The sequence below is a fragment of the Chlamydia gallinacea 08-1274/3 genome (assembly GCF_000471025.2).
Lineage (GTDB): Bacteria > Chlamydiota > Chlamydiia > Chlamydiales > Chlamydiaceae > Chlamydia > Chlamydia gallinacea.
The window spans coordinates 668,230-692,564 of record NZ_CP015840.1 but is presented as its reverse complement, the minus strand read 5'-3'; the positions used below and the strand labels follow the sequence as shown (position 1 = coordinate 692,564).

Here is a 24,335-nt window from a genome sequence, read left to right as displayed (position 1 = left end):
ATTGTCTTAAACAAAATAGATAAAAACTAAAAAACACTAGAATGAAAAAAATAAATTAATAAAAAAACTAAAATAAAAATAACAAAATAATTATAAGAAAAACATACGAGTTTGGATTAATTAAGTTATAAAAACTCCCATCCATTCCCTTTCTCCTAAAGGCCGGCATCTAATCTAAATAAGATGCCAAAGAAAACATTCCCTCTCCCATCTAGGACTTTTAGTTAACTAGATGGGAGTCTTTTTTAGAAAATGTACTAAAGATTCCCAAAATGCACTTCTTTCCGACACAGTTTACATCCTAAAAACCATGGACGCAAAAATGATAAGAGAAAATTTTGAGAAAAATAGAAAAGTGATACACAAAAAAGCAATGCCTTTTCTAAGATTTTTCTAATGAATGTAATACTAAAAATACAGTGGCAATGGATAGAAACATCAATCTTTCACGAATAGAAGAGCATTACCTTTTTTCTAGCATTCGCCAGAAAATCCAAAAGTTTCAACAATACCAGCCTGATGTATCTATTGTTGATCTTTCCATAGGGAACACAACACAACCTTTAGACGGTTCTGTCGTACATGCCTTTACTCAATCTATAAACAAATTAAGCAATCCTAAAACGTATTCGGGTTATGGTCCTGAACTCGGACTTCCCATGTTAAGAGAACACATTGCTCATGTCCTCTACCAAGACAATGTCTCTCCTAAAGAAGTATTCATTTCTGATGGTGCAAAAACAGACATTTTTCGTTTGCTTTCCTTATTTGGTCCTGGGAAAACCGTAGCAATTCAAGATCCTTCCTATCCTGTTTATAGTGACGTAGCCTATTTAACAGGAGCAAGAAAAGTTATCAAATTGCCTTGTACTAAACAGACCAATTTCTTTCCTCAAATTCCTTCTGAAGAATCTATTGATATCTTTTGCCTTTGTTCTCCAAATAATCCTACGGGAACTGTATTAACAAAAGAACAGTTAAGTACCCTGGTAAACTATGCTAACAATCAAGGAAGTATTATCCTTTTTGATGCTGCTTATAGTGCATTTATTTCCAATTCTTCTTTACCAAAAAGTATTTTTGAAATTCCTGGAGCACGTTCTTGCGCTATAGAAGTTAATTCCTTTTCCAAATCCTTAGGATTCTCCGGAGTACGTCTAGGATGGAATGTAGTTCCTGAGCAGCTTACCTACGCTAACGGCTATGAAATTATTCGTGATTGGCAACGTTTCTTATGTACAACATTCAATGGAGCCTCTCTACCTGTACAAGAAGCGGCGATGGCAGGACTCTCTCTCTTCCCTAATATAGAAGCCCTCTCTCATTACCAGAAAAACAGTGCTATTTTATCCCAGGCGCTACAAAAATCCGGGTTCATTGTACACGGAGGTCAACACTCTCCTTATTTATGGGTAGAAATTCCCAACGACATTCCAGATGAAGATATTTTCGACTTTTTCTTACACCAATACCATATTGCCATTACCCCTGGAATAGGTTTTGGAGAATGTGGAAAGGGTTATGTACGTTTTTCTGCTTTAGGAAAAAGGGAAGATATTCTTCTTGCTTGTAAGCGATTGAACCAATCCCCTGTCTGGGCTAGCACGGTGCTATCATTATGATTCTTCATAAAATAACTCGATGTACTTTTTTCTTCGCTATCATTAGTTCCTTCATTGCAGTTATCATGTCCTCTCCTAATACGGAAAAGATATCACCTAAAATTGCCGTATTTCTATCTTTTTCTCATTCTTTACTAGATGACTGCTCTCAAAGCTGTATTGAAGTTCTTCAAACATTGGAGCAAGCTCCTGAAATCTGTATTGTCAATGCTGAGGATAGTGTAGTCAAAGCTAAGAAACTTGCTCGTACACTCCACAATGATCATAATATTATCGCTATTGTCACCTTAGGCTCTATAGCAACAAAAGTGATGAGCCAAATTGAAACAAAAAAACCTATTATTTATGCCGCTGTTCCCGAAGGAGAAACTTTATTATTTCCTAAAAGTCAAATGAATATCTATGGGGTCAACGATACTCTAGACATTAATCAATGCTGCTTTGCTATACAAGCTGTTCGTACAAATGCAGAAACACTAATTTACTTAGCTCCTGTAGAACCTTTCCCCTCAACCCTACAACAAGAAATTACAAAAAAGCTAACTGCATCGGGGATTTCCGTAATAGCTATTCCCATAACAACAACAAATTTTAAAACGCGTATTCAACAAGCAATTGAAAAACGCCCATCAGCTGTTTTCTTACCATTTTCTTCGCTATCTTATAAACAGGGCACTGCTGTGATTGAAGATATTGTCAAAGAGAAAATTCCTGTTATTACAGATGATCTCTCTCTAGTTTCCGAAGGCGCTTGTGTTGGTTGTGGAGTTGATTTCAAAAAATCAGGGAAACAAATAGGGCAAATGGTTAGCTATATTCTTAACTGTGATTTTACTCACGAAGGATTAAGAAAAATTATCGCTGAGCCCTTACCTCAAACAACAATGTTTAACGAAGAAGTTATTCGTCGCTTAGGACTAAAAATTAGCAAAACTGAACGTAAGCAATTTCGTTCAATTATTTTCAAAGATAAAAAAGCTACTGCGAAAAATTCTGAAAAGACAGAAGGAGAAGTTTCGTCTAGTCTTGCTTAAAGCGTTCCTGTTTCCATTGAGAAACAGTACGTTCTACAATTTTGGGTAACAAAAATTTTTTCTTCCGCGAAGTACTTCCTGAAATCAACGTAACATCACGTTTAGGAAGAGAAAGTTCCTTAGCTAACAAAGCAATAACAGCATCATTCGCTTTTCCTTTTTCAGGAGGTTCAGTAATACGTATTTTTAATACATTATTTTCAAACCCTACCAAAGCATTCTCTTTAGACTTAGGGATAACTTTGACCTCCAACATCCAGTACTCTGCAGAATCCAAAGAATTACTCCTGAGGTAGTTTAAGATACCCGTCCGTCTCTTGAATCCAACTAGCTAATGCATGTAAACATACCCGCGGCCCCCAGCTTTGTTTTAAAATAGATTGCCCAAATCCAGGACCAGATATATCACAATTCTTAGTAAAATACTTCGCCATACGCACACGGTCTGAAGCAATGAAAGGTTGACTACTTACAAACAAAATGCGTCCTCTAGAATTACCCCAAGACTTATGAAACAAGGCTAAGGTATCATGACGAGTTGCATAAGGCAAATCAGTAGATGGTTCGGCAACAAGAAATTCCACCTGTACTTCTGAAGAATCTCTCCATGAAGCAGGTATTTCCATTTGCGACCAAACGAATTGAGCAATTTCATGCTCTGAGGAAGGAAGAGGATGATCCTCATTATTCCAAGATTTATCTACAGGAAAAAGATGATTCTGTTGATGATACAATTGCTCTGGAGTTTCAATCTTCTGATAACGATCCCTCTTCCCAGAAAGGAAAATAATCTTCCGAAAACGCACTCCACGGTTCCACTCACGAATCAAAAAATCCAAGCGCTGGCGGATACAAGGAAGAACTCCTCCAAAAATTACAGCACAATCATATGTTGCTGCGTGTGCGGGGACAACCTGGGTCATGCATAATAATGAAAGGTCGTTATACAGCGCATGGCTATCTTCAACTACTAAAGAATCAAAAGTACTATTTTGCTGCTGTTCTCTAGTTATCAACAAGGATTGCACGCTTTCAACTAAATCTTCTCGAGAGTCGACTACTTGCAAATTACAGAGCTGGAAAATACGGTTAATTGTAGGCAAATAAGCTTTGGAAGAATGAAATACCTTATTTGTCAAAGAACAACATCCTACTAAAGCAAGTGCAATGCCGCCACAGACAATGGAAAAGAGTTTTTTTTTCAATTTCATAATCTCTGAAGATTCCTCGAAGATCCCGTAGTCTCAATTAGAGCTAAACATAGTCGAGAATTCAAAAAAAAACAATACGCAAATGTAGGTAAGTTCTACTCGTAAAAATTATTTTTTCCCCTTATTTTTGCCTCTTTTATTTGCAGGAGTTTCTCCTCCTCTAGATTCTTCGTCACTTGATTGCATACTCATAGAGGAAGAATCTGAACGAAGAATTCCTTCCTCATCTCCAAGATCCCCTCTACCAGAAACTGTAGACCTCAATGATGTAGAAGAACTCTGACGTTCTTGATTCTGAATAAAAATCGCCGCATAAGGATTCTCAGTAACATTCTTACTTCCCCCTAAACGATCGCGAACAATCTTTATTAACCAAAGTAGGAAAAAGATCACACGATCCATTAACTCATGAAATAGATTTATTGCAGTTTCCCAAAATGTCATAAATTTATTCAAAACCGTTTGACATACGGATTGTTGTTTTTCACTTATATCCTCAACATGATACTCATCAATACAAGCATGCAAACGAAGGATTAGCTCATGACATTTAAGAACCATTCCATCAGGAGAAATTTTCCATTCTCCCTCATCACCACTATACTCTACCCCCAGCCTAGAAAGAACACCTAACAGTACCTCGCCTTGCTCTCCTAAATAACTACCTACCTCTTCATAAGATTTTCCCATAACTGCTTTATGGCAGTCCGCGATACAAGAAACAAGATAAGCTGATTGGTTTTTCAATTCTTCTGAGCTACTCCGTAAGCGCTGGTATTGTGCTTCTAAACGATTACTGCGGTCAGCTCTCTTTAACTTTCGAGTAGAGGAAGTGCTTGAGGAATGGCGTTGCTCTCGATACGTATTTAATTCTCTACACACCTCATTGAATTTCTCCTCTAAGTTGACAACTAAAGCCATAAACTCTTGATAATTTTGAGGTAGCAGGATAAAGCCATCGATAGCTTCTGCCTCTCCCTGCTCTACATTGGCTAACATAGTCGCAGCTTCTGTCGCCGCACTGGTGCTAGGAGTTAATCCTGACACCAAAGTCCCCTGCTGCATTGCAGATCGAGCAGCATCCTCAACAAGCACTGCCTGAGACTCCTTAGGATCCCTAAGGACAACACTAGTAGAAGATGTTGCTGGACGAACACTTAGACCAGATGACGTAAATCCTACACTCTGTTCTTGAGATGAATTCTCTTGATTTTCAGGAGGAATGAGATTGGGTTCTTCAGGAGATGAAGCACTATTCCCAGAATTTCCGCTTATTGTTGACATAACTTTATTAAAAATAAATTATTTTATAATTGATTCTTATATTTATAACTAAATTAATTTAACAATTCTATTAAATAAATTAATCACATAAATAAAAAAGCTTGTAAATATGGGTAGATTGATCAAGAAAACCCTCTATGTTAAGATACACCCCCTTGATAAGTTACCCCAGGAATTTTCTTAGTATAGACTAAGGACAATTTCCGGTATTTCTCGAGAAAAACTATAACGATACATAAGACAATGGCCATCCCATGAGAACCTCCCAGCTTTTCTATAAGACCTCAAAAAATGCTAATAAGGACGCAGCAGTTCTTTCCTATGAACTTTTAGAAAAAGCGGGGTATATTGTTAAAACTGCTAAGGGCATCTACATCTATACCCCACTATTTTGTCGTGTAGCGCAAAAAATGATGCATATTGTTCGTGAAGAACTCAACGCTATTGGAGGACAAGAACTTGTGCTTCCTATCCTCCATCCCGCAGAATTATGGCAACGAACAGGACGATGGACAGCTTTCTGCTCAGAAGGTCTCCTCTATACTCTTGTTGATAGAGAAGATAGGGAACTCTGTCTTGCTCCAACACATGAAGAAATGATCTCCCTATTTGTTTCCCAATGGCTATCAGGGAAAAAACAACTGCCTCTCCACCTATACCAAATCGCCACAAAATTTCGTGATGAAATTCGTCCACGCTTTGGCTTGATGCGAGCACGAGAATTCCTTATGGAAGATAGCTATACCTTTTCTGACTCTCCAGAACAAATGGAAGAACAGTATGCTCTTGTTAGACAAGCATACCAAAACATCTTCGACAGACTAGGCCTTAAATATGTTATTGTTGAAGCCGATGGGGGAAAAATTGGGAAAGGAAAATCTGAAGAATTCCACATTTTATGCTCTTTAGGAGAGGATACCCTTTGCGTAAGTGGAGATTATGGAGCAAATATTGAAACTGCTGTAGCTTGCCCCCCGGAATATACCTATGATACTTTAGAGTTACCCAAAGAAGAAGTCATCACTCCTAATATACGGACTATTGAACAACTTACAGATTTTTTCTCCCTACCCCCACACAAAATCCTGAAAACCTTGGTATTTAAGCTTTCACACCAAGGAACAGAATCTTTTGTTGCTGTCGGCATACGAGGAGATCGGCAAATCAACCCTACAAAAGTACGCTCTTTCTTTAATGCTGATGAATGTTCTCTTGCCTCCGATGAAGAAATTCAACAACATCTAGGAACAGAAAAAGGTTTTATTGGCCCCCTCAATTGTCCTATTCCTTTTTATGGAGACAAAACCACACAGGTAATGACAAATTTTATTTGTGCAGGGAATGTGCCTGACAAACATTATAAAAACATTAACTGGTCCCGAGATCTTCCCTCCCCTCAATATGCGGACTTTCTCCTTGCTGAAGCAGGTGATGGTTGCCCCGCAAACAACAATGCTCCCTACGAAATTTTTTCAGGAGTTGAAGTTGCTCACATTTTTAATTTAGGCACGCGCTATACAGAATGCTTTGATGTTGGATTTCAGGACAATCATGGAAAAAAACAAATTTGTTGGATGGGAACTTATGGTATTGGTATAGGAAGAACCCTAGCAGCATGTATCGAGCAACTTGCAGATGATCATGGTATTGTTTGGCCTTCAGCTATCGCTCCTTTTGACATCTCCATTCTTTATAACGGAGGTGATCTACACGCTGAGAAAGTTGCTGAACAACTCTACGAACAACTCATACAGTCGGGATACTCTCCTCTATTAGATGACCGTAATGAACGTCTGGGTTTTAAATTAAAAGACAGCGATCTTATCGGTATTCCTTACAAGCTCATTTTAGGAAAGACCTTTCATAATTCCGGAGTTTTAGAACTGGAGTCCCGATTAAAACAGAAATTTTCTATAGAACCAAAAAATTTCTTGAATTGGTGTGAGGCGCATTTTCCTAAGCAGCACTCTTACTCAATTTATTAACTTTGGTTAGCATTCTTTAACTTGGAGTGCTAAATAACCTTGACCTTCGATAGCTGTTTCTCTATAATAGCTAACAGCGAATAACTAACGCGGTTCAGATTTTACTTACATTTGGAAAAGCTAATGTCTAGATCACGGGTATCTAAACGAGATTCTAAGATTCTTTATATACTCTTAACAACAACAGAACTGTATCTCAAAACAGGACAGCCTGTTGGGTCAAAAACACTTAAAGAACACGAATGTTCCAATCTAAGCACGGCTACCATTCGTAATTATTTCTCAGAATTAGAAGCTGAAGGCTTCCTAAAGAAAAATCATGTTTCTGGAGGACGCATCCCCACAGACTTAGCCTTTCGTTACTACGTAGATCACTGTGCAACATGTTGCTCGGAAGAATTGCCTGAAGCCACGACCCAACTGCTCAATCAGCTGCCCGATGAAAGTCGAAATATCGTCAAAGATTTGCAAAAAGCTTCTGAGATATTAGGAGAAGCTCTCCAATTGCCCATCTGTTTTTCTTCCCCAAGGTTTGAAAATGATACGGTAACCAATATTCAATTAACCCAAATCGATGAACAACGTTTGGTGGTTATTCTCTCTACAGAATTTGGACAAGTATTTACCGATACCTTGTGGTTGCCGGAAGTCGTGCCACCTGCTTCTTTAAAACGAATTGAAATTTTTCTACAAACGCATATCCGAAAGCTTCCTTTCCCTAAAGAATCCATATCACAAAAAGAAGAAGATCTCGGAATGATTTTATACAATGAAATTGTCATTCGCTACCTAACACGCCATTGCAATTTTAGTGAGGAAGATCTCTACCAAACAGGATTATCCAAACTTCTCCAATATGAATCCTTCAAAGATCCTGATATGCTTGCCCTGGGGCTATCCTTTTTTGAAAATCGTCGCCACATGAGTAAGCTACTAGATATCGGTATGCACAGAGACCGTCCCACAGCTTTCATAGGCAGCGAACTCTCTGACATTTTTGGGACTCCCAATCCTCAATGCACGGTCATCACGACACCTTACTATATGAATCGCACTCCCTTGGGAGCATTTGGTGTTCTCGGCCCTATGAACCTCCCCTATAAAGAAATTTATGCCACCCTAACTATGTTTGCAGACAAGATCAAAGCTAGCCTAACACAAAGCTTTTACAAATTTAAATTATCCTTTAGAAGACCTTGTCCGTCCGATCCTAAGCTCTCTAATGACCCCATACTATTGGCAAGATATTCTTCTATTAAATTATTACCCCCTAAGGAGACACCATGACAGAAACCTCAAACCAAAATGAGGAGAACAACCCCTCCGATGCACCTACACCAGAAAGTGAGATTCATGACTTGCAGCAAGAAATTGCAGCACTAAAAGCAGAATTAAAAGAAAAAAATGATAAATATTTACTGGTTCTCGCAGAATCAGAAAACACACGGAAGCGCATGCAAAAAGAACGTCAAGAAATGATGCAATACGCTGTAGAAAACGCTCTTTTAGATTTTTTGGTTCCTGTGGAAAATATGGGAAAAGCCTTAGAATTTACCTCACAAATGTCTGATGAAATTAAAAATTGGGCTCTGGGGTTCAATATGATTTTACAACAGTTTAAACAGGTATTTGAGGATAAAGGGATTGTTGAATACTCCTCTCTAGGCCAAAAATTTAATCCTTTTTTACACGAAGCAGTAGAAACAGAAGAAACTACAGCAATTGCAGAAGGGACTATTATAGAAGAATTTGCCAAAGGTTATAAAATTGGAGACCGCCCTATTCGCGTGGCTAAAGTTAAGGTAGCTAAAGCACCCTCGCCTAAAAACACAGAAGAAATAGAAAAATAAAATTTAACCCTAAAGAATTAGGTATTCATCATGAGCGAACAAAAAAAATCTAGTAAAATTATTGGTATTGACCTAGGGACAACGAACTCCTGCGTATCCGTAATGGAAGGAGGACAAGCTAAGGTCATTACATCCTCAGAAGGAACGCGAACAACTCCTTCTATCGTAGCTTTTAAAGGAAATGAAAAATTAGTAGGAATTCCTGCAAAACGTCAAGCAATAACCAATCCTGAGAAAACATTGGCATCGACAAAACGTTTTATTGGAAGAAAATACTCAGAAGTAGAATCCGAAATCAAAACTGTCCCTTACAAAGTAACTTCAGGTAAGCAAGGGGATGCTGTCTTCGATGTGGATGGACGCCTCTACACCCCTGAAGAAATTGGTGCTCAGGTACTCATTAAAATGAAAGAAACTGCTGAAGCCTATCTAGGAGAACCTGTTTCTGAAGCAGTAATTACCGTGCCCGCATATTTCAATGACGCTCAACGAGCCTCTACAAAAGACGCAGGACGTATTGCTGGTCTAGAAGTTAAACGTATCATTCCTGAACCTACAGCAGCGGCCCTTGCTTACGGGATCGATAAAGCAGGAGACAAAAAAATTGCCGTATTTGACTTAGGAGGAGGAACCTTTGATATTTCTATCCTAGAAATCGGCGACGGAGTCTTCGAAGTTCTATCCACAAACGGAGATACCCACTTAGGAGGAGATGACTTTGATAATGTCATTATAAAATGGATGATCTCCGAATTCCAAAAACAAGAAGGTATCGATCTAAGCAAAGACAATATGGCCCTCCAAAGACTCAAAGATGCCGCAGAAAAAGCAAAAATTGAGCTCTCTGGAATGTCTTCAACAGAAATTAACCAACCATTTATTACTATGGATGCGAGCGGACCCAAACACCTCGCCTTAACTCTAACACGAGCACAATTTGAAAAACTTGCTGCAGATCTTATTGAACGAACAAAAGCTCCCTGCATGAAAGCTTTACAGGATGCAAAACTTTCTGCAAGCGACATTGATGATGTTTTACTCGTTGGTGGTATGTCACGCATGCCTGCTGTTCAAGTAGTCGTAAAAGAAATTTTCGGAAAAGAACCGAACAAAAGTGTTAATCCCGATGAAGTCGTAGCTATCGGAGCTGCAATTCAAGGAGGCGTACTCGGTGGGGAAGTCAAAGATGTCCTCCTTTTAGACGTCATTCCTTTATCCTTAGGTATTGAAACTCTGGGCGGAGTCATGACGCCTCTTGTAGAGAGAAATACAACAATTCCTACTCAGAAAAAACAAATTTTCTCTACAGCGACAGATAATCAACCTGCAGTAACTATCGTCGTTCTGCAAGGGGAAAGACCCATGGCAAAAGATAATAAAGAAATCGGAAGATTTGATCTTACCGATATTCCACCAGCACCTCGAGGGCATCCACAAATTGAGGTAACCTTCGATATTGATGCTAACGGAATCCTCCATGTATCTGCAAAAGACGCTGCAAGCGGTCGAGAACAAAAAATCCGTATTGAAGCTAGCTCAGGATTAAAAGAAGATGAAATTCAAAGAATGATCCGTGATGCTGAAATCCATAAAGACGAAGATAAAAAACGACGCGAGGCTTCCGATATAAAAAATGAAGCCGACAGCATGATCTTCAGAGCTGAAAAAGCACTAGCCGATTACAAAGATAAAATCCCAGAGTCCCTCACTCAAGAAATTCAAGAACGCGTAGAAAAAGTGCGTACAGCTCTTAAAGAAGAGGCGCCTATAGAACAAATCAAAGCAGCTTCTGAAGAACTCAGCCGACACATGCAAAAAATTGGAGAAGCTATGCAACCCCAAGCAGCAGCGGCAAATGCCCAAGGAGGACCTAACATTAATACTGAAGACTTGAAAAAGCATAGTTTCAGTACAAAACCTCCTTCAGGAGCCTCTGGATCTTCTAATGACAACATTGAAGAAGCTGATGTAGAAATCGTAGATAAACCCGAAAGTTAATTCTAAGACATGATTCCTCGGTTCCCTATTTCTCTATGAGAAAGAGGGAACTTTCTTATTAACTCTATATCCATAAAAAATATCTTTGCATTAAGAATACCCAATAAAGACAAAGTAAATACATAAATTCTACACTGCAGCTTATGGAGCACAGCTAGTGAAAAAAATAAAAAAAAGAAGATCAAAAAAAATCTTTAAAAAACATACTAAGCAAATCCTAATTTCAGGAACTTTATTCGTTCATGGAAAAAAAGGTTTCGGATTTGTTTCTCCTGACCATCCCGATGAGTATCCCTTTGATATCTTTATTCCCGCAAGAGATCTTAAAGGAGCTCTAGATGGAGACCATGTTATTGTTTCTCTTCTCCCCAGCTCGAAAAAAGGAGAAAAAAGAAAGGGAGTAATTCACGAAGTCCTCTCCAGAGGAAAAACTATTCTCGTGGGGACAATTACTTCTTTACTAAATGCAACAACAGCTCTTGTCTGCGTCAATGCTTTGGGACCAGATACGCCCGTACAAGCTACTCTCCTTCCTAAGCGTTCCTATAAACTTGGAGATCGAATACTTCTCAGCACTCCCGAATGGAAGAAAAAAAACGAATCCAAAGCCAATCCCCCATTAAAAATGCTGGAATTCATTGGAAATATTTCTAATGCAAAATCAGATTTTCTCTGCATCAAAGCAGAATACGGCATCGAAGAAGATTTTCCCGAAGCCGTGATTGAAGAAACTACGCATTTCTCTCAAAAACACATTAGTCAAGCCCTACGATCTAGAAAAGATCTTCGTGATCTTCTATGTTTCACTATCGACTCCATTACTGCTAAAGATTTTGATGACGCCGTCTCCCTAACTTATGACAATAATAATAACTATATCCTCGGTGTACATATTGCTGATGTTTCTCATTATGTCACTCCGCACTCAGCCTTGGATAAAGAAGCTAGTAAGCGATGCAACTCGATTTATTTCCCAGGCAAAGTAGTTCCCATGTTACCCTCAGCTCTTTCTGATAACCTCTGCAGCTTAAAACCGAATGTTGATAGACTTGCCGTCTCAGTATTCATGACATTCACAAAAGCAGGACACCTCTCGAACTATGAGATATTTCGTAGCGTTATCCGTAGCAAATACCGTATGACGTATGACGAAGTTAATGAGATTATCAAGAAAAAACAAGCACATCCCATTTCTAAAACTCTGCAAGAAATGGCAAAACTAAGTAAAAAATTCTCTGATCTCCGAGAACAACGTGGGTGTATCCATCTCGAACTACCGTCATTTACTATCTCCTTAGATAACCTTCAAGAGCCTGTAGCTCTAGTAGAAACGCGACAAACACTAGCACATAAACTCATAGAAGAATTCATGTTAAAAGCTAATGAAGTGATCGCTTATCATATCTCACATCAAGGCGTTCCACTCCCATTTCGAATTCATGAGTCCCCTAATGATGAACACCTTCTCTCCTTCCAAGAAATGGCCAAAGCCATGGGATTTACTATTCCCGTGACCCCCGAACAAGAACCAGATTACCAGTACCTTCTACAAACAATCTCTAAAGGACATCCTTTAGAACCTATCCTTCACTCACAATTTGTACGAAGTATGAAAACAGCTTCTTACTCTACGGAAAATAAAGGACATTACGGACTAAAACTGGACTTCTACACTCACTTCACTAGCCCAATCCGTCGCTATATCGACCTCATTGTCCATCGCCTACTCTTCCATCCCCTATCTATAGAAGAAACACGCTTAGAACATATCGTACGCGCCTGCTCAACACAAGAACGTGTCACAGCGAAAGCCGAATTTGCATTTGAAACTCTAAAAAAAACACGCTTCCTCAGCCAATTTTTAAAAGAACAACCAGACACTACCTATACAGCATATATCATTACAACCAACCCCGAAGGAATTGCATTCACAGTTCCCGAATTTTTCCAAGAAGGCTTTATACCTGCAGCCCAACTACCTAAAGAGTATACCATTAAAAAGAAAACATCCCCCGAGGATCTCCCAAGTAAAATACGTCCAGGAGCCAAAATTTCTGTACGCTTAATATCTGTGGATCTTCTAAGACAAACGATTACCTGGGCTTTAGTTAAAAAAACGACAACGATCATCCCGAAAACACACAAAACAAAAAGTCGAAAAAAGAAAATAAAATAATGCTTCCCAAAAATTTTTTTCTTCACGAGGATGTACTCTACATTGCAAAAGAACTTCTTGGTCATCTTCTTGTCACGAAAATAGCAGGGGAACTTACTTCTGGTTTTATCATAGAAACCGAAGCATACCGAGGCCCCGATGACAAAGCGTGCCACGCCTATAATTACAAAAAAACAGCAAGAAACGCCGCGATGTACTCCGCTGGAGGTATTGCTTACCTTTACCGCTGTTATGGCATACACACATTATTTAATGTAGTGACAGGGAAAAAAGGTTTCCCCCACGCTGTTCTTATTCGTGCTATCCTTCCCTATGAGGGAGAAAATATTATGATCAAAAGAAGACAATGGGAAAACAAACCCCGTCATCTTCTTACCAATGGCCCAGGGAAAGTCTGCCAGGCCTTGAGCTTAACTCTTCATCACAACATGCATCTGCTAACATCTCCTACAATACACATCAGCACAACGAAAATCACAGGAACAATCGTACAAACTCCACGTATAGGCATCGATTATGCTGAAGAATATCGTGATCTTCCGTGGAGATTCGTTCTTACTCACCCAGAAAAAACGACCTAAAAGCTCTTTATTTTAGAAAAGACTTTATAAATTTATAAAAAATGCTAACATGAGAAAAGCTCTGAATTTTTATCTATTTTGATAAAAATTCAACCTAAAAGCAGACATCTTTTATGTAGAAGTAGAGTTATTTCTTCTATTTAAAGAGGGAAATAAAATAAGCTACATTCCATGTAAACTATCTCAAGAACTATTCTACAAACAACAATAGCAGCTTATGAAAAAGTACTTTATCACAGGACTAGTCATCCTTCTACCTTTAGCAATTACTCTCGCTATTGTTGGAATGATTATCAATTTTCTCACACAACCTTTTGTCGGGTTAGTTTCTGATTTTTTTGAACGCATCAGCTTTTACTCCAAACACAAAGCTCTATTAAAAATAGTTCTGCAAATCATCCTACTCTTTGGTTTATTCTTTGCAACAGTCCTTTTAGGATTCCTTGCTCGACTCATGATTTTCAAATCGTTACTCTCTATTTACGATAAAATACTTCATCGCATTCCTATAATAAAAACTGTATACAAAGCTGCTCAACAAGTCATGACCACTATTTTCGGATCGCAATCCCGATCCTTTAAACAAGTTGTCCTTGTCCCCTTCCCTAATCCCCAAGTACACTGCATTGGCTTAGTTGCTGGAGATGCTCCCTATATTTGTTCCGATGATCCCGAAGACCCTATGATTACTGTCTTCATACCCACAACCCCTAACCCTACCTCAGGATTTCTCACTCTATTTAAAAAATCTGATATCACTTTCTTAGATATGAAAATCGAAGATGCATTTAAATATGTGATTTCTTGCGGAGTATTAACTGCAAGCTCGGAAACCCCTTGTTCCCCTATTACCGAAGCGCTTAGTAGCAAATCCTAAGACAAAAACATCACTTTCTCTCCTATTGAAAAAAAACTCTAGTTCCCTTATTCTTTCTCCTAAAGGATTTTCTAGCCTTTTTAATTTTCTTGGAGAATTAAAAAATTAACTATTGAGTTATCTTATGACACGTTTAAGTAAACAAGCCCGAAGAAGAGCAACCTGCCCTAAAAAGCGTAAGCCTGTTTATGCTATTACTCACCCTAAGCCTGCTCCAAGAATTGCTTATAAAGAACACAAAAACGTTGTAAGTAGTGACAGTGTTTTTATTCCCCAAATTAGTTAGTTACTAGAGTAAAGTTATGTCTCGACATCGTAGTTATGGCAAATCTATTAAAGGAGATACTAAAAGAAACGTTCTTAAGCGTTTTGAAAGAATTGAGGTTCTCCGTAAACTTGGTCGATGGAATGATGCTACAGCAAAAAGAGTCACAGGGCTTCCTAAAACTCCTGTGGTTAAATAGCTAAATCGTAGTTTTGAAAAAGTCTGTCACTAAGGTTTATGTGTATAATAGGCAAAGAGATGTACCTATTTGCCTTCGTTCCGTAAAAAAGTTAGTTATTTGTTGTCTACAGTATTGGGGAATTGTTACTAATCAGGTATACATTTATTTTTTAGAAGATAAGGCTTTAGCCCATCTTCATAATGAAATATTTTCCGATCCCTCATTAACAGATACAATTACCTTACCCATGGATGCTCCACAATCACAAGCTAGTCCCCATGTTTTAGGTGAAGCATTTATCAGTCCTAGAGCCGCGCAACGCTTTCTAAAACATCGTGCAAATGATGTAGATATATTATATGAAGAAATTTCCCGCTACGTGGTTCACTCCCTGCTCCATATGATAGGTTATGATGACCAAACTCCCGAGGAACGCAAAAAAATGAGAGTTAAAGAAAATCAAGCCCTATGTATGTTAAGAGAAAAACGCGCCCTTGTGATAAGTTAAAATGCTGTATTATTTATTAGCAATTTGTATCCTTGTTCTTCTTTTTTCTATCTCTCTTTCTGAAGAATCCTTATCCAAAGAACCTGAATATACACCTAAAAAAGAAAAACGCACTCATGTCTCCGCGCTTTCTTCTAATGCCCCTCAACTCCTATCAGCTTTGCTACTAAGCGCTTACGGCATCCTGGGAGTCCTCATATATATTTCTACACCGAAAATACAACGATTCTCCTTAGTTTTCTGGATCACATACATACTAGCAGCGCCACTGGCTTATGGATTTCTTCCCTATGTAATACGACTACCTAACAAAATACACTCTTCCTTATGTGGTCTCTCCCAATTTTTACAAACCCTGTGCTTTCTTTTTTACCGTGCGATTCCTAAAAAGAAATCTATTTCAACAATCTATGTATCCCAAGAAAAAAATCAACTATCCGAAGCTTTACAGTCTTTTGATAAACTCATTGTCCGGGAAATCATGATTCCCAAAGTCGATATTTTCGCTCTTCCAGAAGATACACCGATCCGCAACGTTTTCCCAGCAATTATAGAAGAAGGCTATAGCCGCATCCCCTTATATAAAAAAAATATCGACAATATTACAGGAATCCTATTAGTCAAAGACCTTCTCACTACGGATTCTCTTTTCCTACACTCCTCACAACCTATAGCCTCTGTAGCTAAGCCTCCTCTCTACACTCCAGAAATCAAAAAAGTTTCCTCCCTCTTACAAGATTTTCGTCAAAAACACAGGCATCTTGCAGTCGTAGTCAATGAGTATGGAATTACCGAGGGAATTGTTAGCATGGAAGATATTATCGAAGAAATTTTTGGAGAAATTTCTGATGAATACGATGTACAAGAAGATCTCCCCTACAAAAAAATAGGAAATTCCTGGATCGTAGATGGTCGCATGAATATTTCTGAAGCTGAAGAACATTTTAACCTAAAAATTGATCATGAAAATAGCTATGATACTCTAGGAGGCCATGTATTTCATAAAGTAGGCGCTGTCCCCAAAAAAGGCATGAAAATTCATCATGAAAATTTCGATATTGAAATCATGACCTGCTCGGAACGTAGCGTAGGGAAACTGAAAATTACTCCAAGAAAAAAGAAAGCCTCATCACACTGATGACAGCACACACAATAGAAATGCAAAAATATAAAAAATCTCTTTGCAAAAAACCTAAAGATTTACGAGAGTTAGGTCATTAAATAATGACCATAGGCCCGGAGAAGTAACGATAATGAATAACATCCAAAAAGAAGAACATGGAACAACAACCGTTTTCCATCTTCAGGGAAAACTCGATGGAATTTCCTCCCCAGAAGTACAGGAAATTATTTCACAATCCCTATCTGAAGGAGCAAAAAACATTATCCTCAACTGCTCAAACTTAGACTATATGTCCAGTGCAGGCATCCGTATGCTATTACAAAGTTATCATCAAGTGGGGAAAAATGCAGGGAAAATTGTTTTAACCTCTGTCCCCAAAACTATAGAACAAACCTTATACGTTACAGGATTCCTTTCCTATTTCAAAATGTTTGACAGTGTACAAGAAGCATTACAAACACTAGGCAAAGACGAAGATTGAGAAAAACCTTTTTCTCGTGTATAGTCATACCTTTGATTGACTCCAACCCGCCACATTATTATGCGTAGATCTATTTGTTGTATTCATCCTTCCGTAGCTAGAGCGGGGCAGATATCTACATGGAAGTTTCTTTACTCGCCTGTAGATGACTTACCCAAAGGAACAAAGCTCAAATTTAATTTAGGAAGTCAGGGAAGACCTATAGATTGGGAAGCCCCTTCTGTGGATCTTAAGCAGCCAAAAAATACAATTTATTTAGAAACGCATAGAGGAGATATTCTCACAGCGATTTCCATTCCTCAGCCTAAAAACCCAACACCACAATACGAATTCACCCTACCCTACGAAATGGAAGCTGGAGAAACCCTAACGATTGTTCTCGGGCCTTCACCTGAATATCCTCAATTAGATGAAAATGGCAATGGAGCACAGCTGTTCACCCAACGCCGCAAGTTCTTCTATCTCTACGTAGATCCTACAGGAAAAGGACACTATGATGAACCGGATATTTTCTCCATGGATATTCGAGGTAATGTCTTAAAGCATATTCAAATTTTCACTCCTTCCTACGTAGTGAAAAATAAACGTTTTGATATCACCATACGCTTTGAAGACGAGTTTAACAATTTAACTAATTTTTCTCCTGAAAATACACGTATAGAACTTTCCTATGAACATCTAAGAGAAAATCTCAATTGGCAGCTATTTATTCCAGAAACCGGATTTGTCATTCTACCCAACCTCTACTTTAATGAAGCTGGAATCTATAGAATCCAACTAAAAAATCTACTCACCAAAGAGATTTTTGTTTCTGCCCCCATTAAATGCTTCCCAGAAACGGCTCCTAATCTTATGTGGGGATTACTCCACGGAGAATCAGAACGTATAGACTCTGAAGAAAATATTGAATCTTGCTTACGTCATTTCAGAGATGATTGCGCATTCAATTTTTATGCCTCTTCGTCTTTTGAAAATCAAGAAGGGTTGAATACAGATCTCTGGAAGCTCATTACACAAGCCATCACTGATTTCAATGAAGAAGATCGTTTCGTCACCTTATCCGGTTTACAATATTGGGGAGAAAATCCCCATGAGGGGGTCCGCCATATTCTCTACCTAAAAGAGAGTAAATCCGGATCCAAACATAGGGACTGTAAAATTCCTTCCCTATCTAAGTTATACAAAAGTGTGTCCCCCCACGAAATTATTTCTATTCCCTGCTTCACAGCAGCTGACACCTATGGATACAATTTTGAAAACTTTCATCCTGATTTAGAACGTGTTGTAGAAATTTATAACGCGTGGGGATGCTCGGAAAGAACTGAAAAAGAAGGCAACCCCTTCCCTATTAAAGGAGCCGTTTCTGAAACAGCTTCAGGCACCTTAATCAATGCACTACAAAATAACCGACGTTTTGGCTTTGTTGCGGGAGGATTGGATGATCGAGGAATATATAAAAACTTTTTCGATGCCAACCAACAGCAATATACACCAGGACTTACGGCAATTATATGCAATAAATATAATCGAGAATCCCTAGTCGAAGCTTTATATCATCGTCGTTGTTATGCAACTACAGGAGCACGCATCATTTTAAGCTTTGATATCACCTCAGCTCCTATGGGCTCGGAATTATCTACAGCAGTAAAACCCGGCCTCACTGTCAATCGGCATATCTCTGGCTATGTAGCAGGAACAACGCAAATCAAAACTGTGGAAATTATTCGTAACGGCGAGATACTCAAAACTTTCTATCCTCAAAGCAATAATATTGACTATGAGTATGATGATATGGAACCCCTGGCTACAGTAACTCTTTCCGATCCACAAGGAAAACAGCCTTTTGTTTTCTATTATTTGCGAGTAACGCAAATAGATCAGTCTATGGCATGGAGTTCTCCTATTTGGATTGATCTACATTAACCCAAGGAGCACTTTTCATGGCGGCTCTCTTTCTTTTAATTTGCTGCTCAGCAATACTACTGGGAATTAGTGTTATTGCGATATTCTTAGGCTCCTATTTATTAGGGAGGCCTTTATCTAAAGGATGTGGGAAACCAGATTGTTGCCAGAAAATAACGAAAAACACATGGTCGCAATCCGATTCAAAAACTAAGGCTTCTCCCAATGACGACACACATTCTTCCTAAAAACGCTTGGTTGAAACAATTTTTCCATGATTATGCTGAGGGGAAACGGTGTTCACAAGAATATGCTCTGCGTCTACTCCTATTAAAAGATGAAAATAGCCAACGTTCTCTATGGGAATTCGCTGATACAATAAGAAAAAAACATGTGGGGGATGTCGTATACTATTCTTCTACACTTTATTTATATCCGACAAATTTTTGCGATTTTAACTGTACATTCTGTGCCTTCTATGCAAAACCTGGTGACAGTAAAGGTTGGCTACATACTCCCGATCAATTAATCGAAAAAATTCGTCAAGCTCCTACAATTACTGAAGTACATATTGTTTCGGGATGCTTCCCCAAATGTAATCTAGATTATTACATAGAGTTATTCACGAAGATTAAACAATCTTTCCCTCATGTCCACATTAAAGCCCTCACCGGTATCGAATACGCATACCTTGCTGATCTGCATAACATGCCTGTAAGAGAGGTTTTGCAAACTTTAAAAAATTCTGGTTTAGATTCTATTCCTGGGGGAGGTTTTGAAGTCTTAGTTGACGAAATACGCAAACAACTAGCACCGCAAAGGCTATCCTCCAAAGAATTTTTAGAAATTCATAGAACAGCGCATCAGTTAGGCATCCCGAGCAACAGTACCCTACTTTGTTACCATAAAGAACGTCCTGAAGATATCGTAACTCACATGCAAAAATTACGAGATTTACAAGATGAAACCCAGGGATTTAAAAACTTTATTATGTTAAAATTTGCAGCAGAAAATAACGCTTTGGGAAAACGATTACATAAATGGGGAGGATATTTTCATCATATCCCTCCAGCTTCTATCATTGCTGTTGCTCGGCTATTTTTAGATAACTTTAAAAATATTAAAGCTCTTTGGAACTATTTAGGAATTGATCTCGCGTTGCAGCTGCTTTCCTGTGGAGCAAATGACTTCTCCTCTACTCACCTGGGAGAAAAAGTTTTCACTATGGCTTCTTCCAAACAAAGGATCAAGATGGATATTGCTGGCATGGAAAGCCTCATTAAGCAGCAAGGACGTATACCATGTCTGACCAACTCCAAAAACGTATAGCCATAGGATGTGTAAGTTATATCAATGCCCTGCCTTTTTCTTTAGGGCTCGCAAAAATCCAGGACGTCATTCTCCACACAGCACCCCCTGCGGATCTTATTCCTCAAATCCTAAAAGGAAAATTGCGTTATGCTCTTACATCGTCATTAGGATCTGTCCTTTATCCCCTACACGCATTTTCTAAATTCGGAATAGCTGCATACAAAAAAATCCTCAGTGTCAATCTTTATGCAACGCCAAAGTTCTTCTCCAAGGGAGCGTTACGCATTGGAGTAACCAAAGAAAGCTTATCTTCCCAATATCTTCTGAACATTCTCTGTAAATACTTATGGGAAACTCCTCTTCCTCACACCGTACAGATGACTTCTGATGCTATCCTTACCGCATCTCCTGAAGAGTATGACGGACTACTATTGATTGGAGACCAGGCACTGCATTCTCCACATCTTCCTGGATTTTCCACATATGACCTTGCTCAGGGATGGTATGAACTCACACACTTACCCTTTGTTTTTGCTGCTATCCTGAGCTCTACTCTCCAGGAGAAAGATACCGTGCAAGCTGCCTTCGCACACGCCTTACATCAATACGAAACTTCTCCTCATGCAGTCTTCACTCAAGCCCAACAACAATCCCAACTTTCTAAAAAACAAATTCAAGAATATTATTCACTATGTCGCTACCGATTACAAGAAGACGATATTGAAGGATTCCAAAAGTTCCGAGAATACTATGGTAAAATCGCTCAACACTAAGCCTGACATCCGAGAAATGTTTAACATCTTGGCTCCTAAGTATGATAAAATCAATACGATTCTATCTTTAGGAATGCATCATTATTGGAACCGTATTTTCTCAAAAATGCTTGGACAATCCGAATGGATCCTTGATTTATGCTCTGGTACAGGGAAAGTTGCTTATCAATATACCTGTGACTATCCTCAATCTCAAGCTATCCTCGTCGATTTTTCTCCCAATATGCTCTGCGAAGCAAAAAAACGTTATCCCCAAGCTCCGTTTACTTTTATAGAAAGCGATATCACACAATTACCCTTAAACTCTGAGTCTCATGCATTAGCTTCCCTAGCCTATGGATTACGTAATCTTCCTGATCCCCAACGAGCTCTAAACGAAATTCACCGCATCTTAACAAACAATGGATCCCTAGGAATTCTAGAACTTACCTCCCCTTCACGTAAACATCCTGTATATTGGGGACACCGGCTCTACTTAAACTATATCGTCCCCAAATTAGGGAAATATTATTCTAAAAGTACAGATGCCTATACTTACCTAAGCCAAAGCATCGCACAACTTCCTAAAGATCAACATCTAGAACAACTATTTAGAAATTCACAATTCACTATAACTCAAAAACGCAAACTTATGTATGGAGCTGCAACAATCTGGATTCTTCGAAAAAATAAGCACTAGGATTTTTATTAAGCTTTCTTACGCTTGCGTTTTGAAGCCTTAGGCTTCGACAAAGAAGATTCATCGTTTTCTTCGTCATCATCTTCAAAAAAATCCCCTGTAGATAAAGAATCATAGCCTAACTTGGCAGAGAGCTCTTTTAAAGAGGCAAATCTTTCGGATAGATTAGTAAGATTCAACTGATCTTCTCCTCTTCCCGACCCTCGAAGATTTGCTAAAAATTCTTCTTCAGTATCAAATTTCTCAGAAAATGTAATTGATGATGCTGAGGTAATTTCCGGAAGAAATAGAAAACGCCGTGCAGCAGGAGGAACTTTCGTATAAATATCACTAGATATGGTGGTTTCTGATTCTACCTTAGCTGATTGCTTTGGAGGACGACCTCTCTTTGGACGAGGATTTAGTGCTTCATTGGAATAATAAATTTTTGCTTTATTCACCAATAATTGTCTTGCCTGCCCCAACTCTTTAGACACCTTAGTATCAAAAAGATGAATTTTCAGTTGTTCTAAAATATGCTTACTAAAATCTAGATCTTCTTCAAAAACAAAATGAAACTTATTATTACGCAACCACTCAATAATACGAATCCGCGAACGCTCTACATAAAACTGTTGCCACTTTTCTAACTCGGACTCATGTTCATAAATAAATTCTAGAAACTGCTCGCGAGCATTTTTCGATTGTAGAATCTCAAGAAATTTTTCCTTGGTATCTATATCATAAATTTTTTCATTAATGAACGTTTCCATGATTTTTTTAACTTCATAAAACGTTAGCTTAGGAATAAGACAATACCGCTCAGCATTGACTTCCAACTCTTCATAAATCTTATCAAGATCTTCCTGACTCTTATCTAAATCAATATAAAGAATAAAACCTTCAACACGGTCTAAATAAAAGTCTCTCTCATCATCAGATTTTGAAAAAGCATTCATTAAACGCAAAGCACGTAATAAAAGAGGACTTTGGGGAATAGGATACATTGTCATACATTCTATTTGGATTATAAAGATTCGAGTTAGATGCAAGAAACTTATTCTTTATGCAATAAGCCTCCTATTAAGGATACGCGTAATGCATTTACTTTCTAGATATTTTTGATCTAAAGAGAGAAATTAAACATGCTCTGATCATATTTGGTTAAAATTCTCCTTCTTTTTCTACAGGGCCTTCAAGATATACACGACCTTGATTCAAAAAAATTTTAAGAATAACATCATGCCTGGTGTGAACAATAATCTCTTCACTTTGCCAATCATAGTATTTATCAGCAACAAGAGCCACTGCCGTAGCTCCCGTACCACATGCCGAAGACTCCCTCTCTAATCCTCGTTCGTACGTACGTATCCGTAGCTCCCGATTACTGAGGACTTGAGCAAAGTTCACATTGATACCTTCAGGAGAAAAATCCTCGTGATAACGCAAAAATTGTCCCCATTCCTGTACAGGAATGCGTGTCACATCATCAACAAAAACTACAAGATGTGGAACTCCAGTATGAATACAAAATACTGTCTTGGGCAATCTTGAAATGGTGTGGGATAACTGATGAGAATGATAATTCCAGTGGGAAAGAGTCATGTCCACAAGGACGCGCTGCAAAGAATGGACAATCCCCGAGTACACGCCCATAGCAGTTTCTATACGAATATTTTTCTTAGACATTAGGGCGGAGACATGTGCCATAGCACAGCGTAGGCCATTACCACACATACTGGGGCATGAACCATCTGCATTAAAAATTACTAGCCGAGCATCAGCACACGAAGAGGGAAGAACACATAACACTCCGTCTACTTGATGCTCTTGACATAGAGAACGAATCAAGATTGAATCTAAACAAGCCTCGGTACTAAGAATAAAGCGATTTCCTGCGCCAGAATAAAGAAATTTCTTATAGGTCGTTGAAAGAGAACAAGATACCATCTAACAAACCAAAATCTTTAGCTTCGTCTGCAGTCATCCACATATCTCGATCAATCGCTTTTTCAATTACTTCTCTAGATTGGCCTGTAGCTTCTAAATAAACATCAATAATACGTTTTTTTGTTTTTAAAATTTCTCGCGCATGAATGTCCAAATCTGTAGCCTGGCCTGTAATTGGGCCTCCTATAGAAGGTTGATGTATCATGATACGCGAATGAGGAGTGGCAAAACGCCGCCCCGGAGATGCACATAAACTCAATACAGAGCCCATCGAAGCAGCTAAACCAGTGACAACAGTAGTTACCGGAGAAGTTAACATCTTGATCTGATCCCAAATAGCAAATCCCGCATCAACAGATCCCCCAGGACTATTAATGACAAAGACTATGGGTTGACCAGGATTAGTAAGCTCTAAATACCAAAACTTTTTAATTGCGTCTGCTGCACTTTTATCTGTTACAGGTTCAGAAAAGAATATCCGACGGGACTCTAAAATTCTTTTTTCTATAACATCTTGTAATTTACGGTCTGCTTCCCCATCAGGCATAAAACAACACATCTCCCA

General features: G+C 38.6%; 25 protein-coding genes. 19 read left to right on the top strand and 6 right to left on the bottom strand.

The window, feature by feature from the left end:
- Positions 1–425: 425 nt before the first annotated feature.
- Positions 426–1,622 (top strand): LL-diaminopimelate aminotransferase, encoded by a 1,197-nt coding sequence (locus M787_RS03170; RefSeq protein WP_021828125.1) that lies wholly within the window; start codon positions 426–428, stop codon positions 1,620–1,622.
- The gene (locus tag M787_RS03165) at positions 1,619–2,656 is read left to right on the top strand and encodes an ABC transporter substrate-binding protein (RefSeq protein WP_021828124.1); all 1,038 of its coding nucleotides are present in this window, start codon (positions 1,619–1,621) and stop codon (positions 2,654–2,656) included. Before M787_RS03170 ends, M787_RS03165 begins: the two co-directional genes overlap by 4 nt.
- On the opposite strand, the gene M787_RS03160 is transcribed toward M787_RS03165, so the two are convergent.
- From M787_RS03160 to M787_RS03150, 3 genes are all read right to left on the bottom strand, one after another.
- Positions 2,643–2,912 carry a DUF167 family protein gene (locus M787_RS03160; RefSeq protein ID WP_034734200.1) on the bottom strand — a complete coding sequence of 90 codons (270 nt, stop codon included), beginning with the start codon at positions 2,910–2,912 and terminating at the stop codon, positions 2,643–2,645. The genes M787_RS03165 and M787_RS03160 overlap by 14 nt on opposite strands.
- Before the next feature lie 25 nt (positions 2,913–2,937).
- Positions 2,938–3,867 (bottom strand): hypothetical protein, encoded by a 930-nt coding sequence (locus tag M787_RS03155; RefSeq protein ID WP_021828122.1) that lies wholly within the window; start codon positions 3,865–3,867, stop codon positions 2,938–2,940.
- A gap of 108 nt (positions 3,868–3,975) precedes the next feature.
- Positions 3,976–5,151 (bottom strand): CT392 family protein, encoded by a 1,176-nt coding sequence (locus tag M787_RS03150; RefSeq protein ID WP_021828121.1) that lies wholly within the window; start codon positions 5,149–5,151, stop codon positions 3,976–3,978.
- Between the two features lie 254 nt (positions 5,152–5,405).
- On the opposite strand from M787_RS03150, the gene M787_RS03145 reads away from it, so the two are divergent.
- The 17 genes from M787_RS03145 (at position 5,406) to ubiE (ending at position 21,841) form a co-directional block, all read left to right on the top strand.
- Complete coding sequence (locus M787_RS03145) at positions 5,406–7,136, top strand: proline--tRNA ligase (protein WP_021828120.1); 1,731 nt, start codon at positions 5,406–5,408, stop codon at positions 7,134–7,136.
- Between the two features lie 123 nt (positions 7,137–7,259).
- On the top strand, positions 7,260–8,423 hold the full coding sequence (gene hrcA / locus M787_RS03140; RefSeq protein WP_021828119.1) for a heat-inducible transcriptional repressor HrcA: 1,164 nt from the start codon (positions 7,260–7,262) through the stop codon (positions 8,421–8,423).
- Positions 8,420–8,986: a nucleotide exchange factor GrpE gene (locus M787_RS03135; protein ID WP_021828118.1), complete on the top strand. Its 567-nt coding sequence runs from the start codon at positions 8,420–8,422 to the stop codon at positions 8,984–8,986. Before hrcA ends, M787_RS03135 begins: the two co-directional genes overlap by 4 nt.
- 30 nt (positions 8,987–9,016) lie before the next feature.
- A complete protein-coding gene (gene dnaK, locus M787_RS03130; protein WP_021828117.1) occupies positions 9,017–10,984 on the top strand; it encodes a molecular chaperone DnaK in 1,968 nt (655 codons plus the stop codon).
- 166 nt (positions 10,985–11,150) lie between these two features.
- Entirely contained in the window at positions 11,151–13,160 is a 2,010-nt protein-coding gene (locus M787_RS03120) for a ribonuclease R family protein (protein ID WP_238582555.1), read from the top strand.
- Positions 13,160–13,741, top strand: coding sequence for a DNA-3-methyladenine glycosylase (locus tag M787_RS03115; protein WP_021828115.1), 582 nt, complete (start codon positions 13,160–13,162; stop codon positions 13,739–13,741). The genes M787_RS03120 and M787_RS03115 overlap by 1 nt, the downstream gene beginning before the upstream one ends.
- A 217-nt stretch (positions 13,742–13,958) precedes the next feature.
- Entirely contained in the window at positions 13,959–14,618 is a 660-nt protein-coding gene (locus M787_RS03110; protein ID WP_021828114.1) for a DUF502 domain-containing protein, read from the top strand.
- A gap of 124 nt (positions 14,619–14,742) precedes the next feature.
- Positions 14,743–14,904, top strand: a complete 162-nt coding sequence (locus M787_RS04875) for a hypothetical protein (protein WP_021828113.1) — start codon at positions 14,743–14,745, stop codon at positions 14,902–14,904.
- A gap of 16 nt (positions 14,905–14,920) precedes the next feature.
- Positions 14,921–15,082: a small basic protein gene (locus M787_RS04830; RefSeq protein WP_021828112.1), complete on the top strand. Its 162-nt coding sequence runs from the start codon at positions 14,921–14,923 to the stop codon at positions 15,080–15,082.
- Positions 15,083–15,095: 13 nt separating this feature from the next.
- On the top strand, positions 15,096–15,572 hold the full coding sequence (gene ybeY, locus M787_RS03105) for an rRNA maturation RNase YbeY (RefSeq protein WP_034734192.1): 477 nt from the start codon (positions 15,096–15,098) through the stop codon (positions 15,570–15,572).
- 1 nt (position 15,573) lies between these two features.
- Positions 15,574–16,710, top strand: a complete 1,137-nt coding sequence (locus tag M787_RS03100) for a hemolysin family protein (protein WP_021828110.1) — start codon at positions 15,574–15,576, stop codon at positions 16,708–16,710.
- A 115-nt stretch (positions 16,711–16,825) separates the two neighbouring features.
- Positions 16,826–17,176: an anti-sigma factor antagonist gene (locus M787_RS03095; RefSeq protein ID WP_021828109.1), complete on the top strand. Its 351-nt coding sequence runs from the start codon at positions 16,826–16,828 to the stop codon at positions 17,174–17,176.
- A 60-nt stretch (positions 17,177–17,236) separates the two neighbouring features.
- The gene (locus M787_RS03090) at positions 17,237–19,099 is read left to right on the top strand and encodes a CehA/McbA family metallohydrolase domain-containing protein (protein ID WP_021828108.1); all 1,863 of its coding nucleotides are present in this window, start codon (positions 17,237–17,239) and stop codon (positions 19,097–19,099) included.
- Between the two features lie 17 nt (positions 19,100–19,116).
- On the top strand, positions 19,117–19,326 hold the full coding sequence (locus M787_RS04825) for a hypothetical protein (protein WP_021828107.1): 210 nt from the start codon (positions 19,117–19,119) through the stop codon (positions 19,324–19,326).
- Positions 19,304–20,407 carry a CofH family radical SAM protein gene (locus M787_RS03085; protein WP_021828106.1) on the top strand — a complete coding sequence of 368 codons (1,104 nt, stop codon included), beginning with the start codon at positions 19,304–19,306 and terminating at the stop codon, positions 20,405–20,407. Before M787_RS04825 ends, M787_RS03085 begins: the two co-directional genes overlap by 23 nt.
- Entirely contained in the window at positions 20,380–21,162 is a 783-nt protein-coding gene (locus tag M787_RS03080; RefSeq protein ID WP_021828105.1) for an MqnA/MqnD/SBP family protein, read from the top strand. Before M787_RS03085 ends, M787_RS03080 begins: the two co-directional genes overlap by 28 nt.
- The gene (ubiE, locus tag M787_RS03075) at positions 21,140–21,841 is read left to right on the top strand and encodes a bifunctional demethylmenaquinone methyltransferase/2-methoxy-6-polyprenyl-1,4-benzoquinol methylase UbiE (protein WP_021828104.1); all 702 of its coding nucleotides are present in this window, start codon (positions 21,140–21,142) and stop codon (positions 21,839–21,841) included. The genes M787_RS03080 and ubiE overlap by 23 nt, the downstream gene beginning before the upstream one ends.
- Before the next feature lie 8 nt (positions 21,842–21,849).
- Here ubiE and M787_RS03070 read toward each other — a convergent pair whose 3' ends face one another.
- The 3 genes from M787_RS03070 to M787_RS03060 all read right to left on the bottom strand — a co-directional run bounded on the left by M787_RS03070 (position 21,850) and on the right by M787_RS03060 (position 24,317).
- A complete protein-coding gene (locus M787_RS03070) occupies positions 21,850–22,833 on the bottom strand; it encodes a UPF0158 family protein (RefSeq protein ID WP_021828103.1) in 984 nt (327 codons plus the stop codon).
- A gap of 151 nt (positions 22,834–22,984) precedes the next feature.
- Complete coding sequence (gene dapF / locus M787_RS03065) at positions 22,985–23,770, bottom strand: bifunctional diaminopimelate epimerase/glutamate racemase (RefSeq protein ID WP_021828102.1); 786 nt, start codon at positions 23,768–23,770, stop codon at positions 22,985–22,987.
- Positions 23,739–24,317: an ATP-dependent Clp protease proteolytic subunit gene (locus M787_RS03060; protein ID WP_021828101.1), complete on the bottom strand. Its 579-nt coding sequence runs from the start codon at positions 24,315–24,317 to the stop codon at positions 23,739–23,741. The genes dapF and M787_RS03060 overlap by 32 nt, the downstream gene beginning before the upstream one ends.
- Positions 24,318–24,335: the final 18 nt, after the last annotated feature.

Coding starts and splice junctions, on each gene's coding strand:
- M787_RS03090 (WP_021828108.1), top strand. CDS start 17,237: ATGCGTAGATCTATTTGTTGTATTCATCCTTCCGTAGCTAGAGCGGGG.
- M787_RS03155 (WP_021828122.1), bottom strand. CDS start 3,867: ATGAAATTGAAAAAAAAACTCTTTTCCATTGTCTGTGGCGGCATTGCA.
- M787_RS03100 (WP_021828110.1), top strand. CDS start 15,574: ATGCTGTATTATTTATTAGCAATTTGTATCCTTGTTCTTCTTTTTTCT.
- M787_RS03085 (WP_021828106.1), top strand. CDS start 19,304: ATGACGACACACATTCTTCCTAAAAACGCTTGGTTGAAACAATTTTTC.
- M787_RS03095 (WP_021828109.1), top strand. CDS start 16,826: ATGAATAACATCCAAAAAGAAGAACATGGAACAACAACCGTTTTCCAT.
- M787_RS03150 (WP_021828121.1), bottom strand. CDS start 5,151: ATGTCAACAATAAGCGGAAATTCTGGGAATAGTGCTTCATCTCCTGAA.
- dapF (WP_021828102.1), bottom strand. CDS start 23,770: ATGGTATCTTGTTCTCTTTCAACGACCTATAAGAAATTTCTTTATTCT.
- M787_RS03135 (WP_021828118.1), top strand. CDS start 8,420: ATGACAGAAACCTCAAACCAAAATGAGGAGAACAACCCCTCCGATGCA.
- M787_RS04830 (WP_021828112.1), top strand. CDS start 14,921: ATGTCTCGACATCGTAGTTATGGCAAATCTATTAAAGGAGATACTAAA.
- M787_RS03165 (WP_021828124.1), top strand. CDS start 1,619: ATGATTCTTCATAAAATAACTCGATGTACTTTTTTCTTCGCTATCATT.
- M787_RS03160 (WP_034734200.1), bottom strand. CDS start 2,912: ATGTTGGAGGTCAAAGTTATCCCTAAGTCTAAAGAGAATGCTTTGGTA.
- M787_RS03110 (WP_021828114.1), top strand. CDS start 13,959: ATGAAAAAGTACTTTATCACAGGACTAGTCATCCTTCTACCTTTAGCA.
- M787_RS03060 (WP_021828101.1), bottom strand. CDS start 24,317: ATGCCTGATGGGGAAGCAGACCGTAAATTACAAGATGTTATAGAAAAA.
- M787_RS03145 (WP_021828120.1), top strand. CDS start 5,406: ATGAGAACCTCCCAGCTTTTCTATAAGACCTCAAAAAATGCTAATAAG.
- ubiE (WP_021828104.1), top strand. CDS start 21,140: ATGGTAAAATCGCTCAACACTAAGCCTGACATCCGAGAAATGTTTAAC.
- M787_RS04875 (WP_021828113.1), top strand. CDS start 14,743: ATGACACGTTTAAGTAAACAAGCCCGAAGAAGAGCAACCTGCCCTAAA.
- M787_RS03070 (WP_021828103.1), bottom strand. CDS start 22,833: ATGACAATGTATCCTATTCCCCAAAGTCCTCTTTTATTACGTGCTTTG.
- hrcA (WP_021828119.1), top strand. CDS start 7,260: ATGTCTAGATCACGGGTATCTAAACGAGATTCTAAGATTCTTTATATA.
- M787_RS03115 (WP_021828115.1), top strand. CDS start 13,160: ATGCTTCCCAAAAATTTTTTTCTTCACGAGGATGTACTCTACATTGCA.
- M787_RS04825 (WP_021828107.1), top strand. CDS start 19,117: ATGGCGGCTCTCTTTCTTTTAATTTGCTGCTCAGCAATACTACTGGGA.
- dnaK (WP_021828117.1), top strand. CDS start 9,017: ATGAGCGAACAAAAAAAATCTAGTAAAATTATTGGTATTGACCTAGGG.
- M787_RS03170 (WP_021828125.1), top strand. CDS start 426: ATGGATAGAAACATCAATCTTTCACGAATAGAAGAGCATTACCTTTTT.
- M787_RS03080 (WP_021828105.1), top strand. CDS start 20,380: ATGTCTGACCAACTCCAAAAACGTATAGCCATAGGATGTGTAAGTTAT.